Annotated in this window: 14 protein-coding genes; 6 read left to right on the plus strand and 8 right to left on the minus strand. The window is 70.0% G+C overall.

Features of this window, described 5'->3' with window-relative positions; genetic code table 11:
- Positions 1-164: 164 nt before the first annotated feature.
- The 6 genes from BM109_RS36435 to BM109_RS36460 all read left to right on the plus strand — a co-directional run bounded on the left by BM109_RS36435 (position 165) and on the right by BM109_RS36460 (position 10545).
- Positions 165-1217, plus strand: coding sequence for a substrate-binding domain-containing protein (locus BM109_RS36435; RefSeq protein ID WP_057592540.1), 1053 nt, complete (start codon positions 165-167; stop codon positions 1215-1217).
- Positions 1214-2737 carry a sugar ABC transporter ATP-binding protein gene (locus BM109_RS36440; protein WP_256223017.1) on the plus strand — a complete coding sequence of 508 codons (1524 nt, stop codon included), beginning with the start codon at positions 1214-1216 and terminating at the stop codon, positions 2735-2737. Before BM109_RS36435 ends, BM109_RS36440 begins: the two co-directional genes overlap by 4 nt.
- 107 nt (positions 2738-2844) lie before the next feature.
- Positions 2845-3774: an ABC transporter permease gene (locus tag BM109_RS36445; RefSeq protein WP_208509805.1), complete on the plus strand. Its 930-nt coding sequence runs from the start codon at positions 2845-2847 to the stop codon at positions 3772-3774.
- A complete protein-coding gene (locus BM109_RS36450) occupies positions 3771-4751 on the plus strand; it encodes an aldo/keto reductase (protein ID WP_093354243.1) in 981 nt (326 codons plus the stop codon). Before BM109_RS36445 ends, BM109_RS36450 begins: the two co-directional genes overlap by 4 nt.
- A gap of 51 nt (positions 4752-4802) precedes the next feature.
- Positions 4803-5666, plus strand: coding sequence for a class I fructose-bisphosphate aldolase (locus BM109_RS36455; RefSeq protein ID WP_093354245.1), 864 nt, complete (start codon positions 4803-4805; stop codon positions 5664-5666).
- 163 nt (positions 5667-5829) lie between these two features.
- On the plus strand, positions 5830-10545 hold the full coding sequence (locus tag BM109_RS36460; RefSeq protein ID WP_093354248.1) for a LamG-like jellyroll fold domain-containing protein: 4716 nt from the start codon (positions 5830-5832) through the stop codon (positions 10543-10545).
- Between the two features lie 96 nt (positions 10546-10641).
- Here the strand turns inward: BM109_RS36460 and BM109_RS36465 are convergent, their stop codons facing one another.
- The 8 genes from BM109_RS36465 to BM109_RS36500 form a co-directional block, all read right to left on the minus strand.
- Positions 10642-11544 (minus strand): DMT family transporter, encoded by a 903-nt coding sequence (locus BM109_RS36465; RefSeq protein WP_177239552.1) that lies wholly within the window; start codon positions 11542-11544, stop codon positions 10642-10644.
- A gap of 55 nt (positions 11545-11599) precedes the next feature.
- Entirely contained in the window at positions 11600-12274 is a 675-nt protein-coding gene (locus tag BM109_RS36470; protein WP_093354252.1) for a helix-turn-helix domain-containing protein, read from the minus strand.
- A 50-nt stretch (positions 12275-12324) separates the two neighbouring features.
- Positions 12325-12909: a lipocalin family protein gene (locus BM109_RS36475; protein ID WP_093354253.1), complete on the minus strand. Its 585-nt coding sequence runs from the start codon at positions 12907-12909 to the stop codon at positions 12325-12327.
- Positions 12910-12960: 51 nt separating this feature from the next.
- Positions 12961-13812: a tetratricopeptide repeat protein gene (locus BM109_RS36480; RefSeq protein WP_177239553.1), complete on the minus strand. Its 852-nt coding sequence runs from the start codon at positions 13810-13812 to the stop codon at positions 12961-12963.
- Positions 13813-13815: 3 nt separating this feature from the next.
- Complete coding sequence (locus BM109_RS36485) at positions 13816-14520, minus strand: TetR/AcrR family transcriptional regulator (protein WP_093354255.1); 705 nt, start codon at positions 14518-14520, stop codon at positions 13816-13818.
- Positions 14521-14701: 181 nt separating this feature from the next.
- Positions 14702-15223, minus strand: coding sequence for a phasin family protein (locus BM109_RS36490; protein WP_093354258.1), 522 nt, complete (start codon positions 15221-15223; stop codon positions 14702-14704).
- A 129-nt stretch (positions 15224-15352) separates the two neighbouring features.
- A complete protein-coding gene (locus BM109_RS36495; RefSeq protein WP_057594705.1) occupies positions 15353-15802 on the minus strand; it encodes an acyl-CoA thioesterase in 450 nt (149 codons plus the stop codon).
- A 136-nt stretch (positions 15803-15938) separates the two neighbouring features.
- On the minus strand, positions 15939-16853 hold the full coding sequence (locus BM109_RS36500) for a LysR family transcriptional regulator (protein WP_093354468.1): 915 nt from the start codon (positions 16851-16853) through the stop codon (positions 15939-15941).
- Between the last annotated feature and the right edge of the window lie 22 nt (positions 16854-16875).

Consider the following 16875-nt stretch of genomic DNA (forward strand, 5'->3'; position numbering starts at 1 on the left):
CGGGCAATTTGGTTCAGATCGCAGTAGCGTTTCCCCTAGTATTCCAGCCAAAACGAGCCGCATACATTCTGACCTGTCATGACAACATGCATGGCACCAAGAGATCCAAAGCCACCCTCCAAGGCGGCCCATCTGCCAGGTCTGAGCAACACGAGGAGACAGAAGTGAGAAGAGATTTCCTGAAGTCCGCGGCGGCCGCCGCAGCCACCACCGGCCTGGGCCTGGCCGGCTCCAGCGCCTTCGCCCAGCAGCCCGCCGCACCGGCCGCCACCGGCCTGCGCGGCAACCCGAACGACGTCTACGTGATGAACGTGATGGTCTCGGGCGTCGAGTACTGGTTTCCGGTCTACGAAATGATGAAACAGCTGGGCCGCACGCTGGGCGTGCGCACCCGCTACACCGGCACGCCCGAGTACGACGTGAACAAGCAGCTCGCGTCCTTCGAGCAGGAACTCGCGCGCAAGCCCGCGGGCATCCTGCTGCACCCGATGAACCCCGACCCGTTCATCGAGCCGATCAACCGCGCGGTGGCGGCGGGCATCCCGGTCGTGACCTTCGCGGCCGACTCGCCGAACTCCAAGCGCGCCTCGTTCATCACCTCCGACAACGACCGCGAGGGCACGCAGGCGGCCGACGCGATCGCCGCCGCGCTCGGCGGCAAGGGCGAGTACGCGGTGCTCGAGAACCCGGGCCAGGACAACCACGACCGCCGCATCGCCGCCTTCGTCAACCGCATGAAGACCAAGCACCCGGGCATGAAGCTCGCGGGCCGCGCGGCCAGCAACCAGGACCCGAGCAAGGCCTACCAGGCGGTGCTGAGCCTGGCGCAGGCCAACCCGAACCTGGGCGCGCTGTTCATGCCCGAGGCCAACTCGGCGCTCGGCGCGGCGCAGGCCAAGATCGAGTCGAAGAAGAACATCCGCGTGATGTGCTGCGACGTCAACGCCAAGATCCTCGACATGATCAAGGCCGGCGACGTGTTCGGCGCCATCAATCCCAACCAGGGCATGCAGGGCTACATGGGGATGATGATGCTGTTCCTGGCCAAGAACCCGCAGCTCATCGACCCGATGAACGACGCCAAGCGCAACGGCACCAACCCGATGTCGGTGCCCTTCCTCGACAACGGCCTGTCGGTGGTGAGCAAGGCCAACGCCGACGACTTCTACTGGGACAAGTACCTGGCGCGCCGCGGCACCAAGGGAATCGGCGAGTGAGCGACGACCCGAAGCCGCTGCTCTCGCTGCGCGGCATCAGCAAGCGCTTCGGCGCTTCGCGCGCGCTCGCGGGCGTGGACTTCTCGCTGCGTGCCGGCGAGATCCACGCCCTGTGCGGCGAGAACGGCGCCGGCAAGTCGACGCTGATGAACATCATCGACGGCATCCACCAGCCCGACGAGGGCACGATCGCGCTCGACGGCCGCGAGGTGCGCATCGACGGCCCGGCCCATGCCATGCGGCTGGGCATCGGCCTGGTGCACCAGGAGATCGCGCTGTGCGGCGACGCCACCGTCGCCGAGAACATCTTCATGCCCGAGATCAACGCGGGCGGCCGCGCCTTCATGGACTACGGCGGCCTCAACGCGCGCGCCGCCAAGGTGCTGCGCCGGCTCGGCCAGGACATCGACCCGGCCGCGCGCGTGGACGAGCTCGGCATCTCGAGCCAGCAGCTGGTGGAGATCGCCAAGGCGCTCACGCTCGACTGCAAGGTGCTGATCCTCGACGAGCCCACGGCCGCACTCACCGAGCTCGAGTCGGCCGCGCTGTTCCGCGTGCTGCACGACCTCAAGGCGCAGGGCATCGGCATCATCTACATCAGCCACCGCATGGCCGAGATCTTCGCCAACTGCGACCGCGCCACCGTGCTGCGCGACGGGCGCAACGTGCACTGCGGCCCGCTCGCGGGCACCACGCCCGACGAGCTGGTGCGCCGCATGGTGGGCCGCGACCTCGGCAACTACTACCCGCCGCGCGCCACGCTGCCCGAGGCGCCCGAGACGCTGCTGCAGGTCGACGACATCGCCGACGGCGAGCGCGTGCAGGGCATCTCCTTCGCGCTCAAGCGCGGCGAGATCCTCGGCATCGCGGGGCTCATGGGCGCCGGGCGCAGCGAACTGGCCGAAACCGTGTGCGGGCTGCGGCCCGCGCGGCGCGGCAGCGTGCGGCTCGGCGGCAAGACGCTCGCGATCCGCAAGTACGCCGACGCGCTGCGCCACGGCATCGCCTACCTCAGCGAGGACCGCAAGGCCGCGGGCGTGTTCCTCGACCTGCCGATCGCGCAGAACGTCTGCGCGATGGCGCTGCGGCGCGTGAGCTCGCGCTTCGGCCTGATGGAACGCGCGGCCGAGCGCAAGCTGGCGCAGGACCTCGGCGCGCAGCTCAACCTCAAGTCCGACGGCGTGGCGATCGAGGTCGCGAGCCTGTCGGGCGGCAACCAGCAGAAGGTGGCGATCGCCAAGCTGCTGGCCACGAAACCGTCGGTGCTGCTGATGGACGAACCCACGCGCGGCGTCGACGTGGGCGCGAAATCCGAGATCCACCACATCCTGCGCGCGCTCGCGAACCAGGGCGTGGGGGTGATCGTGATCTCGTCGGAACTGCCGGAAATCATCGGCCTGTGCGACCGCGCGCTGGTGATCCGCGAAGGCCGGCTGGCCGGCGAGCTCGGCACGGCCGAGATGACGGAAGAGGGCCTGCTGCGGCTGGCCTCGGGACTGCGCGAACAGGAGATGCAGTGAGCTACCAATTCAGAATAGACGGCACCAACCCCGCGAGCACCGCCGGCACCGGCACGGCGGCGGGGGCCAAAGGAGACGCCGTGAACCTTCCTTTCCGACTCGGCAGCATGCGCGAGGCCGGCCTGCTGCTGATCATCGCGGTGCTGTGCGTGGGCATGAGCTTCGCGTCGCCGTACTTCCTCACCTGGGAGAACATCCGCGCGATGCTGCTGTCGTTCTCGATCGAGGGCATCGTGGTGGTCGGCATGACCATCCTGCTGATCGTGGGCGGCATCGACCTCTCGGTGGGCTCGGTGGTGTGCCTCGCGATGGTGATCACCGGCAAGCTGTTCCTCATGGGCGTCGACCCCTGGCTCGCGAGCGCGATGGCGATCGGCGCCAGCGCGATGATCGGCGCCATGATCGGCGGCTGCGTCACGCGCATCGGGCTGAACCACTTCATCGCCTCGCTGGCCTTCATGGTGATCGTGCGCGGCCTGTGCCTGGCCTTCACGCAGGGCACGCCGCAGTCGCTGTTCTCGCTGCCGGCCGAGTTCAAGTTCATCGGCCAGGGCACGCTGTTCGGCATCCCGGCCGTGATCCTGATCTTCGTCGCGATCGTCGCCATCAGCGACTTCGTGCTGCGCCGCGCCACCCTGCTGCGCAAGGTGTTCTACGTCGGCAGCAACGAGAAGGCCGCGCTCTATTCGGGCATCCGCGTGGGCCGCGTGAAGTTCTGGGTCACGGTGCTGTGCTCGGCCTCGGCCGGCCTGGCCGGCGTGATCTATACCGCGCGCTTCGGCGCCGCCACGCCCACCTTCGGCATGGGCATGGAACTCAACGTGATCGCCGCCGCCGTGATCGGCGGCGCCAGCCTCAAGGGCGGCTCGGGCACCGTGCTCGGCGCGGTGCTCGGCCTGGCGCTGCTGTCGGTGGTGACGAGCTCGCTGATCCTGCTCGACGTCTCGCCCTACTGGCAGGACGTGATCAAGGGACTGATCCTGCTCGTGGCCGTGACCATCGACCACCTGCTCAACGTGAGGAAGACCAAGAGATGAAGACGACGACGCTGGGACCGTCGGGCATACGCTGCTCGGCGATCGGCCTGGGAACCTGGGCCATGGGCGGATGGATGTGGGGCGGCGGCGACAACGCGGGCGCGACGCTGGCGATCCAGGCCTCGCTCGACGCGGGCGTGACGCTGATCGACACCGCGCCGGCCTACGGCCTGGGCCGCTCCGAGCGGCTGGTGGGCACCGCCCTCAAGGGCCGGCGCCACGAGGCCGTAATCGCCACCAAGTGCGGGCTGGTGTGGCATACGCAGAAGGGCACGCACTTCTTCGAGGAGGACGGCCACCCCGTCTACCGCTACCTCGGCCGCGATGCGATCGCGTACGAAGTGGAGCAGAGCCTCGCGAACCTGCAGACCGACTACATCGACCTCTACATCACGCACTGGCAGGACGCCACCACGCCGGTGGCCGAGACCATGGGCGCGCTGCTCGACCTGAAGAAGCAGGGCAAGATCCGCGCGATCGGCGTGAGCAACGTCGACGCCGCCACGCTTGCCGAGTACCTGCGCCATGGGCCGGTCGATGCGGCGCAGGAGCGCTACAGCCTGATCGACCGCGAGATCGAGGCCACGCTGGTGCCGCTGTGCAAGGAGCATGGCGTGGCGGTGATGGGTTATTCCTCGCTCGCGCTGGGCCTGCTCGCGGGGCCGATCGATCCCGCGCGCGCCTTCACGGGCGACGACCAGCGCGCGAGCAATCCGCGCTTCAGCGCCGACAACCGCGCGCGGCTCGCGGCCTTCTTCGCCGACCTCGAACCGCTGCGCGCCGCGCTGGGCTGCTCGTTCTCCGAAATGATGATCGCCTGGACGCTGGAGCACGGCGCCGTTTCGCTGTCGCTGTGCGGCGCGCGCAACCGGCAGCAGGCGATCCAGAACGCCGCGGCCGGCTCGGTCGCGCTCGGCGCCGACGCGCTGCTGCAGATCGATACCGCCGCGAAGCGGCACCTGGGCGCGCTCGGCTGAGACGCGTCCCGCCCCCTCGAACCATCTTCCACCTTCAAGGAGTTCTTTCGTATGTCGAAAGGCAAAGAGGTCCGCATCGCCCGCCTGCTGAAGGCCGGCCGCGGCCTGGACATCGCGCTCGATCACGGCGTGTGCAACGAGCCCAGCTTCCTCGACGGGCTCGAGGACATGCCGGGCGTCATCGACCGCCTGGTGGCCGCGGCGCCCGATGCGATCCAGCTCAACTACGGCCAAGCCGACCTGCTGCAGCTGCGCCCGGGCCGTGAGCGGCCGGCGCTCGTGATGCGGCTGGACATGGGCAATCCCTACAACGCCACGCGCCACCGCTCGATGTGGGCCGTGCTGCAGAACGAGCAGGACCCGGTGCTGCCCGCGGTGCAGATGGACGCGGCCTGCGTGGTCGTCAACCTGTTCATGCTGCCCGACGAGCCCGAGCTGTTCCGCCAGTGCGTGCAGAACATCGCGCGCGTGCGCGCCGACTGCGACCGCTACGGCATGCCGCTGATGATCGAGCCGCTGGTGATGCAGGCGCACGGCGCGGGCCGCGGCGGCTACATGGTCGACGGCGACGCCGAGAAGATCGTGACCCTGGTGCGGCTCGCGCGCGAGATGGGCGCCGACATCGTCAAGGCCGACCCGACCAGCGACCCCAAGGACTTCCATCGCGTGGTGCAGGCCGCGCGCTGCCCGGTGCTGGTGCGCGGCGGCGGCCGCGAGGACCTGCAGCAGGTGTTCGCGCGCTCGCGCGTGCTGCTCGACCAGGGCGCGGTGGGCATGGTCTACGGCCGCAACGTCTACCAGCACGCCAACCCGTCCGCGGTGGTGAGCGCGCTGATGGCGATGATCCACGAGGGCGCCAGCGCGGAAGCGGCGTGGGCCCTCTACGAATCGGGCGGCGCGGTGCGAAGCCGATAGCCCGGGTTCGGCGCGGCTTCCGGCGAACAGGTTTTTTCGTCACGGCAGGCGACGCCCGTCGCCCGCCGGGGTGCGCGCTGCGCGCGCATGTCGTGATTCGAGCCAGAGAAGAACGAGTCAGCAGATTCCCCTGCGAACTTCCAACAACACTTGGAGGCAAACGATGAAGATCCGGTATTACCTGATGGCATTGATGGTGCCGTTCGTCACCCTGTTGACGCACGCGGCGATCACCGGGGTCAGTCCGATGACGACCCTCGGCAACATGGCGACCGCGGTGTCCGAGGCCGTCGCCGATCCCCTCCCGCTGCAGGGGCCGGGGCTCGGCAACCTCACCTACACCTCGGAGGAACTGTTCAAGCCGGTGTCGGTGATCACCAGCCCGGCGCATCCGCTCGACCCCGCGCACAGCAGCGCCAACGAGTCGCGCGAGGTGCCCGCCACCTACCCGGGCCGCAAGGACTACGGCATGAACGCCGGCATCATGGTCAACGGCTATTTCCTCACGTCCTTCGCCCCCGACAGCGGCCTCGGCCCGGGCGGCTTCCTGCTGTACGACGTGTCGAACCCGCGCCAGCTCCGGCTCGTCAAGAAGATCTACGAGCCCGAGGGGCGCACCAGCGAGTTTCGCGAAACGCACTCCTTCGGCACCGCGCGGATCGGCGACAAGACCTACGTGGTGCTGCCCAGCATCAACGGCGTGGAGTTCTGGGATTTCACCGACGTCAACGACATCAAGCAGGTGAAGAAGCTGGCGCTGCCGGGTGTCAACGCCGGTGACTACGAGAACGTCGCCTGGCAGCTCTGGTGGCAGGCGCCCTACCTGTACGTGGCTTCGGCGGGCCGGGGCATGTTCATCGTCGATGCCGCCGACCCCGCGAACGCCGTGCTCGCCAACCGCGGCGCCGGCAAGGCCAACCCGGTGTCCACCGGCGAGCTCGGCGGCTTTCGCATCGGCCCGATCTTCACGATGGGCAACCACATGGTGCTGACCGCGATGGAGAGCAACGGCGGCTTCGCGAGCCTCGACATCTCCGATCCGCTCAATCCCAAGGTGCTCGACTCCATCGTGGGCACCACCCCGTTCTACTATGCGACCTGCTTCGACGGCCGGAACCTGCATGTCTCCACCCGCAACAGCGGCGCGAAGATGTACAGCTACGACCTGAGCGACCGCTCGAAATTCGTGGCCGAGGACAACCGCCTGGTCATCGACGAGCAGCTGTACTGCGCCACGCAGGACCACTACGTGATCCAGGGCGCGCAGACGCGCATCCACAAGGTCGACGTGAGCAATCCGCTCAATCACGTGGAGGTGGGCCGCGGCAGCATCCTGCGCGAGGACGATCCGAACTTCTCGCATTCGGACAACGGCCAGGTCGCGATGTTCGGCAACCTCGTGTTCGTGGGCAACGACCACGGCTCGGGCAGCGGATTCGTCGTGCACCAGGTCGACCCCGACACCACCCGGCCCGAGGTCAAGCAGGTCTCCCCCGCCAACGGCGCGAAGCAGCAGGCGCTGACCTCGCGCATCGGCCTGGGCATGACCGACAACATCCGGCCCGAGAGCGTCAACGCCAACACCTTCATCGTGCGGCCCGTGGGTGGCAACACGCTCGCGGGCACCTACAGCGTGCAGCTCGGCATCGTCAACTTCCATCCGACGCAGCCGCTGCAGCCGGGCACCAGCTACGAGGTGTTCCTGCCGGCCAACGGCGTGAAGGACTATGCGGGCAACGCCATCGGCGCCGACTTCAAGTCCACCTTCAACACCGGCAACGCGGCCGAGGTGGGCCTGAGCTACCACTGGGCGCTCAACGGCAAGCTCAGCGACCCGATCTCGAACAACGACGGCACGCCCGCCAGTGGCGACGCCTTCGAGAGCATCGGCCTGAACTTCGCGAACCGCGCGGGCGGCGTGCAGCTCAAGAACGACAGCGTGGCCACCGTGCTGGGCGGCACCGCCTCGCTGAGCTTCTACATGAAGACCACGCAGAACGGCAGCGCCAACGCCTGGACCGCGCCCGGCATCTTCGGGCGCGACCAGTCGGGCGGCGCCGACGACGTGTTCTGGGGCTGGCTCGACAACACCGGCCGGCTCAACCTGTCGGTGGCCAACGCGGCCACCAACAACCCGGGCACGCGCTCGACCTCGCCGGTCAACGACGGCAACTGGCACCACGTGGTGCTCACGCGCGACGCGGGTTCGGGCGCGCAGACCATGTACATCGACGGCGCGAAGACCAGCTCGAGCGGCCTCACCGGCGTGAAGGGCCTCGCGAACAAGTTCCAGTGGCTGGGCCAGATCCAGGGCAATGCCGACTTCTTCAAGGGCACGCTGGCCGACGTGCGGGTGTTCAACCGCGTGCTCGGCGACGCCGAGGTCGCGACCCTGCGCGGCCAGGCGGTCATCGGCGACCCCGGCATCGGCAGCGGGCCCAAGGTGGTCAACGGCACGCTGAACTTCAACCCGTCCACGCTCGGCAGCGGCGGCGCGCAGTTCCGCTGGAACTTCGGCAACGGCACCGTCACGGCCTTCTCGAGCCAGGCCGGCTACAGCTACACCTACACCACGCCCGGCCACTACACCGTGACCCTGACGGTGAAGGACAGCGCGGGCCGCGAGACCTACTACACCTACAACGTGACCATCATCGCGCCCGTCACCGCGAGCGCGCCGCGGCACACCGGCAACATCGCGGGCGACGCGAACCGGGTCTACGCGGTCAATCCCGACAGCGGCACGGTGGCGGCGATCGACGCCCAGAGCCTGGCCAAGCTGTGGGAGGTGTCGGTGGGCAGCGAGGCCAAGACGCTGGCGCTCGGCCCCGACGGCCGGGTCTGGGTCGCGGTGCAGGGCGAGGACAAGCTGGTCGCGCTCAACGCCGCCGACGGCAGCGTCTCGGTCACCGTGCCCTTCGACTACGGCAGCGGTCCCTACGGCGTGGTCTTCACGCCCGACGGCGCCAAGGGCCTGTTGACGCTGGAGAGCAAGTCGCGCCTCGTGAGCTTCAATCCCTCCACCGGCGCGGTCACGGCCACCCTGCCGCTCGACGGCACGGTGCGCGGCATCGCGGTCACGGGCGATGCGCAGGTCGCCTACGTCACGCGCTTCAAGTCGAAGATGACCGGCGGCGAGCTCTACAAGGTCAACCTGGCCTCGATGAGCGCGCTGTCGACCATCGCGCTGCCGGTGGACACCACCACCGTCGACACCGAGGCCGGCGCGCGCGGCGTGGCCAACTACCTGAGCCAGGTCGTGATCTCGCCCGACGGCAAGCGCGCCATCCTGCCCTCGAAGAAGGACAACATCGTGCGCGGCCGCTTCCGCGACGGCCGCGACCTGGTGCACGATCAGACCGTGCGCTCGATCCTGTCGCAGGTCGACCTGCAGTCGGCGGCCCACGTGGCCGGCGAGCAGATCGACTTCGACGACCGCGCACCGGCGCGCGCCGCGCTGTTCTCGCCCGCGGGCGACTACATCTTCGTGGCGCAGATGGAAGGCAACCGGGTCGCGATCGTCGACTCCTACACGCGCTCGGTGCGCGGCGAGATCGACACCAGCAGCGCGCCGCACGGGCTGTTCCTCGACGCCGCGCGCAAGCGCCTGTTCGTCAACAACTTCCTCGCGCGCTCGGTGTCGGTGCACGACGTGGCGGCGGTGCTGGCCTCGGAAAGCAACGCGGCGGTCTTCGTGCGCAACGTGCAGACCGTGGCGACCGAGCCGCTGGCCGCGGCCGCGCTGCGCGGCAAGCAGGTGTTCTACAACGCGGCTGACCGGCGCATGAGCAAGGACAACTACATCTCGTGCGCGAGCTGCCATGCCGATGGCGGCGACGACGGCATGGTGTGGGACTTCACCCAGCGCGGCGAGGGCCTGCGCCGCACCATCAGCCTGCAGGGGCGGCGCGGCACGAGCCATGGCCGGCTGCACTGGAGCGCCAACTTCGACGAGGTGCAGGACTTCGAGAACGACATCCGCAACGAGTTCGGCGGCACCGGCTTCCTGAGCAATGCCGACTACGCGGCCACCTCCAATCCGCTGGGCACGCCCAAGGCCGGACGCAACGCGCAGCTCGACGACCTCGCGGCCTACCTGTCGTCGCTCGACAAGTTCATGCGCAGCCCGGCGCGCACGGCCGACGGCAACCTCAGCGTGGAGGCCGCGCGCGGTCAGACGGTGTTCAACACCGCGCAGTGCGCGACCTGCCACACCGGCGGCACATTCCGCGACGGCCAGCGGCACGACGTGGGCACGATCCAGCTCTCGTCGGGCAAGGGCGGCAACCAGCCGCTGGCGGGCGTGGGCTTCGACACGCCGACGCTGTCGGGCACCTGGAGCGTGACCTCGTTCTTCCACAACGGCCAGGCCGCCTCGCTGCAGGCGGTGCTCGACAGCGGCCACGGCAACGCCAACGGCCTGCCGCCGGCCGACGTGGTGGCGCTGCGCGAGTACGTGCGCTCGCTCGACACCGCGCCGCCGCTGGTCGCGCGCATCCGCTCCGACGCCAGCACCCTGTGCGTGAACATCAAGGGCGTGTCGACCGCCAGCGGCGCCACCGCGGTGCAGTGGCCCTGCGGCAACGACGCCAACGAGAAGTTCACCGTGACCAGCAGCGGCGGCTACGTGCAGTTCGTGGCGCAGCACAGCGGCCTGTGCCTGGCGCAGAGCGGCAACGCGACCACCAATGCCGCCGTGGTGCAACTGGCCTGCACGGCCGGCAATGCGACGCAGTGGACGGTGGTCGGCTCGACCCTGCGCAACCGCGCCTCCGGATCCTGCCTCGACGTCCCGAACGGATCCACCACGCAGGACACGGCGCTGATCACCTGGACCTGCAACGGGGGCAACAACCAGAACTGGACCCAGCTGCCCTGAGCGGGCGGCCTTGACCGGGGAGGGCGCGCCTGCGGGCGCGCTTTTTTTTGCGCCCGTCGGGCCTTGGCCAAGGTCGGGAGCGGGCGCGGCGCGGTGTCACCGGGCCCGGCGCGCTTCGGTCCACACCACGATCAGCAGGCCGGCCAGCACCATCGCGAGCCCCGCGAAGGCCCAGGGGCCCGGGCGCTCGTGCAGGACGACCGTCGCGAGCCCGAAGGCCGTGACGGGCTCGGCCAGTGCCAGCGTGACGCCCGAGGCGCCGGAGATGTGCCGCAGCGCATGGCTGAACAGCAGGTAGGCGATGCCGGTCGACACCAGGCCCAGGTAGGCCACGAGGACCCAGCCCGCGGGCGTGGTCGAGAAGGGGCCGGAGATCAGCAGCGCGGCCGGCATGGCCGCCACGGAGGCCGTCGCGAAGAGCCACAGCGTGACCGTCGCCGGCGGCGACCGGCGCACCAGGCGCTGGCTGACCAGCGTGTAGATGGCGTAGCAGAGCCCCGAGCCCAGGCACAGCGCCAGGCCGGCGAGGTCGACGCGCGAGCCTTCGCCCGATCCCGACATCACCATCAGGCCGCCACCGCCGATCGCGAGCAGGGTGCCCGCCCACCAGGCCGGCGCGGGCGGTGTGCGAGACACGAGCGCCTGCAGCAATCCGGCCCATGCCGGCCCGCTGCCCACGGCGATCGCGGTGCCGATGGCCACGCCCGTGGCCCTGACGCCCGCGAAGAAGCTCAGGTTGTAGCCGGCCATGCACAGCCCCGCGAGCAGCACCCAGCGCCACGTGGCCGGCGCCATCGACAGCGCGATGGGCTCGCCGCGCTGCCGTCGCCAGCCGATGAAGGCCGCGAAGAACAGCGTGGCGATCGCCATCCGCAGCGTGCCGATCCAGAAGGGGGACGTGTCCAGGGGAGCGAAGCTCTGGGCGGTGCCGGTCGTGCCCCAGAGCGCGGCGGCGGCAAGCACCATGCCGGCGCCGGTGAGGGAAGCGTGCTTTGTCATGCGCGCATCCTCCAGCGCCGCGGCCGCGGCAACTGTCGAGAGACTCTCGACCTCGTCAGCCCGCGCGCGCGTGCCGGGCGCCCGACTGGCGGTCGCGCCGCAACGCGAAGCCGAGGGCGCTGGCCGAGCGGTAACCCGTGCGCAGGGCCGTCGCTTCGAGCGGCAGGCCGCCGCGCAGCAGGCGCTGGGCGGCGTCGAGCCGGCGCGCGCGCAGGTAGGCCTGCGGCGACAGCCCCGTCAGTTCGAGCAGCCGCGCATGGAAGCGCTGCGGGCTCAGGAAGAACAGGGCGGCCATGCGCGCGGTGTTCCAGGGCTCGTGCAGCGCGCCGCCGAGGGCGGTATCGAGCCGTGCCAGGTCGATGCCGCGGCGCGCGAGGATGGAGGGCGCCTCGAGCACGTGCGCCAGGTGCTGCGCGGCCCGGGCCGGGTCGACGTCGTTCCTGCAGGCCGCCGTGACCGCGAAGCGCCGGATGCGGTCGACGCCCGTGGCGGGGGGCGTGTCGATGACCACCATGCGCACGCCGCGCGGCGACATGAAGGTGTGGGCCACGCCCGCCGGAATGATCATTCCGCAGGAGCTGTCGGTGAAGGCGGCGCGGCCGCCGATCTCCAGCTCCATGCGGCCGTCCAGCGCGAACATGATCTGCGCGTGCGCATGGTCGTGGCCGGCGTATTCGCCCGCGTAGCTGCGCACGCTGTAGGCGATCCCGGAGACGAGCGGACTGTGCATGCCCGCGATTGTGCCCAGCCCCCGCGAACCCCGGCGCGCGGACGGCCGGGTCAGCGCTCCGGCCAGCGCTGCGGCACCCGGCGCAGCTTCGCGAGGTCGTAGCCCAGGGCCTCGATCTTGCGCAGCGCCTGGGCGTAGGCCTCGGGCGACAACTCGGGCGTGCGCGCCATCAGCCAGACGTAGTCGCGCTGGCTGCGCGCGACGATGGTGCTCTGGTAGTCGGGCGACACGTCGGCGATCACGTACTCGGCCTGGATCGGCCAGATGAACTGCATGCCCCAGACCGCGTTGCCGGTGCCGGGCCGCACGGTGGCCACGGGATGCAGGGTCTCGACCGGCGCGTCGAAGCTGCCGTCGCGGTAGCGGAAGTCGGTCTGGATGCGGCCGTCGGGCCGCTGCGCGTAGGACTCGACGGCGTTGAACGCGTTCTTCTCCGGAAAGGTCGGGATGTGCGCGATCACGTACCAGTCGCCCATGAAGCGCGCGATGTCGACCGCCGGCAGCGGCGCGATCGTCGGTGCCGGCGTCGCGCAGGCCGTGAGCGCGGCGCACACGCACAGGGCCAGCCAGCCGAGCGGGTGCCTGGGGCGCGCCGCGGGGGCGCGTTCGGGAGGGGGGTGTGGAAGGCAGGTCATCCGCTCAGTACGCAGCCGCGCGCCGACTGGATCCCCCGCCGTGGCAGCGGCCTATTCGGAGAGGCCGGCGCGCGCGAGCTCCACGTCCAGCCGTTCCTTCGCGTCGGCCGGCTTGAGCGCCGCGGCCTTCTCGTAGAGCCGCGTGGCCTCGGCCATGCGCGCGTCGCCATGCAGCATCAGCAGCGCGCGCGCGTATTCCATCAGCGCGCTGGCCGAATGCGGATGCAGCGCGATGCCGTGCTCGAACAGCTCGACCGCGGTCTCGGCGCGCACGCCGTAGGTCATGCGGCCGACCAGCGCGCCGACCTTGTCGATCACCTCGGCATGGAAGGCGGCGAGCGCGACATGGGCGTCGGCATGGCGCGGCTTGAGCGCGATCACGCGTTCGAGCGCCTCCTTGAGCCGCGTGCCCAGGCCCTGCGCGAGCGCGCGCGCCACGCTGATGCCCTGGCTGTAGCGGCCCATCGCATAGGCCTGCCAGTAGAGCGCCTGGCAATCGTCGGGCTCGGCCGCGACCTGCGCGCCGGCGCGTTCCACCACCTGGCGGAACATCGCGAGCCGCACGGCTTCGCGCGGCTCGAGGTAGTTGGCATAGATCGCGGTCGCCTGGTTGGCCAGGGCCAGGCCATCGGCGCCGTGCAGCAGGCCGATGGCCGCGGCGCGTTCGAACTCGCCGCTGTGATAGAGCGCCCAGCCCTCGGCCAGCGCCTCGTTGTGCTCGGGCGCCGGCATCTCGTGGCCGGCATGCAGGCGCGCCCAGTGCGCGATCAGGCTGCGCGCATCGAAGCGCGGCACGTCGGCGTAGGGCAGCGGCGCCCAGGGGCTGGAACCGGCGGTGCCGGGCGTACCGCCGGCCGTCGCGGTCGACATCAGCGGGAGCGGTTTGAAATCGTGGGGGGACATGGTTCAGGCGGCCATATCGGCAGGGGACGAGGCGGAAGGGCTGCTGGCGGCATCTTCGCCGCCGTAGGCCTGGCCCAGTGTCAGCAAATGGCGCCGTTGCTCGGCGCCGAGATAGGGCGCGAGCTGGTGCAGGGTGTGGCGGGCGCCGCGCAGCAGCGCGGCCTGCGCATGGGCCGGCTCGAGCGCCTGGCGCGGGTTGCGCACGTACTCGTAGCTGAGCCAGTAGGTCAGCACCACCACCATGCTCTGCGCCAGCGTGTCGACCTCCTGCGCGTCGATCTCGAGGTGGCCGGCGCGGCCCAGGCCCGCGATCAGCTGGCGCATCGCGCGCACCTTGTGCTTGAGCACGAGCTGGAACTGGGTCTCGAGGTGCCGGTTCTTGCTCAGCAGGTCGTTGAGGTCGCGGTAGAGGAAGCGGTGGCGCCAGATCAACTCGAACAGGCTGTGCATGAAGAACCAGGCGTCCTCCACGTCGTGGATGCCCTCGCTCGCATGGAGCAGCTCGCCGAGCTCGGTCTCGTAGCCTTCGTAGAGCTTGTTGATCAGCTCTTCCTTGGCCGGGTAGTGGTAGTAGAGGTTGCCGGGACTGATGTTGAGCTCGCCGGCCACGAGCGTGGTGGAGACGTTCGGCTCCCCGAAGCGGTTGAACAGGTCCAGCGCGGCTTCGAGAATGCGTTGTGCAGTGCGGCGTGGCGCTTTCCTGGCCATGTCGGTGCTCCCGGGTTGTCTCTTGGAAACACTCTAGCGCAGGAACGCCGCGCGAAGCGCGCAGGGGGACATTGATTTGCGGGGCACTGCGTTTGTGCAGTGCCGCATGCGCGATGCGCCTGGCAGCGCCTCGGCGCGCATTCGGCGCCGGAATCGGCCGCTTCGAGGCCGGAAAGCCGCTTTATTCGGCGCCGCTCGATTTGTTGCGCCGCACCGTGGCCTTGCGTGCCGGTGTCTCGACCGACTTGGCGTGGCGCGCGGCGCGCGCACCGCGCGCCGGACTGGCGGCGGGTTTCGCGGCGCCGGCCGCGCCGCGCAGGGCGGCCAGCTCGGCCTCGAGCGCCGTCACGCGCGCCTGCAGCGCGGCCACCTCGGCCGGCGGCGGCATGCCGAGCTTGTCGAGCGCGCGCGCCACGCGCTCCTCGAAGATGTTCTCGAGCTTGCCCCACTGGCCCGCGGCCTTGGTGCCGAACTCGTTCGCGAAGCCGGCCATGCGGGCCTGGGCCTGCGACAGGGTTTCCTCGGCCGCCTGCTGGGTGCGCTTCTGCATGCCCGCGCCGTCCTTGACCAGCGACTCGAAGGCCTTGCTGCCCTCCTGTTGCATCTTGGCGAAGGCGCCGAGGCCGGCCAGCCAGATCTGCTGCGCGGAATCCTTGATGCGGTCGGAGGTTTTGTCGAAGCGATCGTCGTCCTGGGTGGCCATGTGCGGTCCGAATGAAGGGGGAAGCGGGGAGGGGCGGTCTGCCGGAAACCGCCGAACTCTAGCCGCGCGGGCCGCGTGCGGTTAGAGCCTTTTGCCTATTCGGGTCTTTGGCGGGTCTTCGCGGACCGTTCAGGGCGTGCCCGAGGCCGCGCGGCTCGCGTCGAGGTGCGCCCGCGCGCGCTCGGCCAGCGCCATCTCGCCCGGCGTGCCCGGCACGTAGGCCTCGACCGGCAGCGGCCGGCCGTGCGAGTCGACCGAGACGAAGACGATCAGGCACTCGGTGGTCTTCTCCATCGCGCCGCCCTTCATGTCGCCGCTGCGCACCTCGACCGAGATGTTCATGCTGGTCTTGCCGGTGTAGGCCATGCGCGCCTCGACCTCGACCAGGTCGCCGATCATGATCGGGCGGTGGAAGCGGATGCTGCCGATGAAGGCGGTGACGCAGTAGCGCTTGGCCCAGCTCGTGGCGCAGGCGTAGCCGGCCTCGTCGATCCACTTCATGACCGTGCCGCCGTGGACCTTGCCGCCGAAGTTGACGGTGTTGGGCTCGGCGAGGAATCGCAGGGTGATGGAAGACATGCTGTGCCTTTTGCTTTCGGAAGGGGCCGCGGGGCCGGAACGTGGGGGAGGCGATTATGCGAGGGCGCGCATGACGGTTCGGCCGCCGCCCGTCGTCCAGGCATGCCCGCCGGGCCGCAAGCGCCATGCCACCGGCTCAGGCCGGGCCCGCCGCCTCGCCCTCGTTGAACAGCTGCGCCAGCGTGCGCCGCAGCCAGGCATTGCCGGCGTCGGCATGGAAGCGCTCGTGCCAGTGCTGCTTGACCGCGTACGAGGGCAGTTCGAACGGCGGCTCGAGCAGCTGCACCGGCTCCTGCGTGGCCAGCACCTGGCCGAGGATGCGCGGCACCACCACCAGCAGCTCGGTGTGGGCCACGATCCGCGCCACGCTGAGGAAGCTCGACAGCCGCGTCACCACGTGGCGCCGCAGCCCGAGCCGCGCGATGGTCTTGTCGACGATCGCATGGCCGGTGCCCGAGGAGGCCACCACCGCGTGCGCCTCGGCCTCGAAGCGCTTGCGCGTCAGCCGGGCACCCACGCGCGGATGGTTGCGCGCCGCCAGGCAGACGAAGTTCTGCATGAACAGCGTCTGCTGGTAGAAGCCGGCCTCGAGCTGCGGCATGAAGCCCACCGCGAGGTCGACCGCGCCGTCCTCGAGCCGGCGGCCGCTCTCGGTCGAGATGATCTCGGTCTCGATGCGCACGCCCGGCGCCACGTGCCGCAGGTGGTCGAGCAGGCCCGGCAGCAGCACCACCTCGCTGATGTCGGTCATGCAGATGCGGAAGCTGCGCTCGGCCGTGGCGGGGTCGAACACCGCGCGGCCGCCCTTGGCGCGGTTGAGCCGGTCGAGGATGTCGAGCACCAGCGGCTGGGTCTGGCGCGCATAGGGCGTGGGCTCCATGCCGCGCGAGGTGCGCACGAACAGCTTGTCGCCGAAGTGGGTGCGCAGCCTGGCGAGCGCCGTGCTCGCGGCCGACTGCGAGATGCCGAGCCGCTCGGCGGCGCTCGAGACGTTGGCGGTCTTGTAGACCTCGTCGAACACCAAGAGCCATTCCAGATCGAGTTGTGCCATGGGCGCGGCCCTCGCCGTGTGC

Source organism: Variovorax sp. PDC80 (assembly GCF_900115375.1).
Taxonomy (GTDB): Bacteria; Pseudomonadota; Gammaproteobacteria; order Burkholderiales; family Burkholderiaceae_C; genus Variovorax.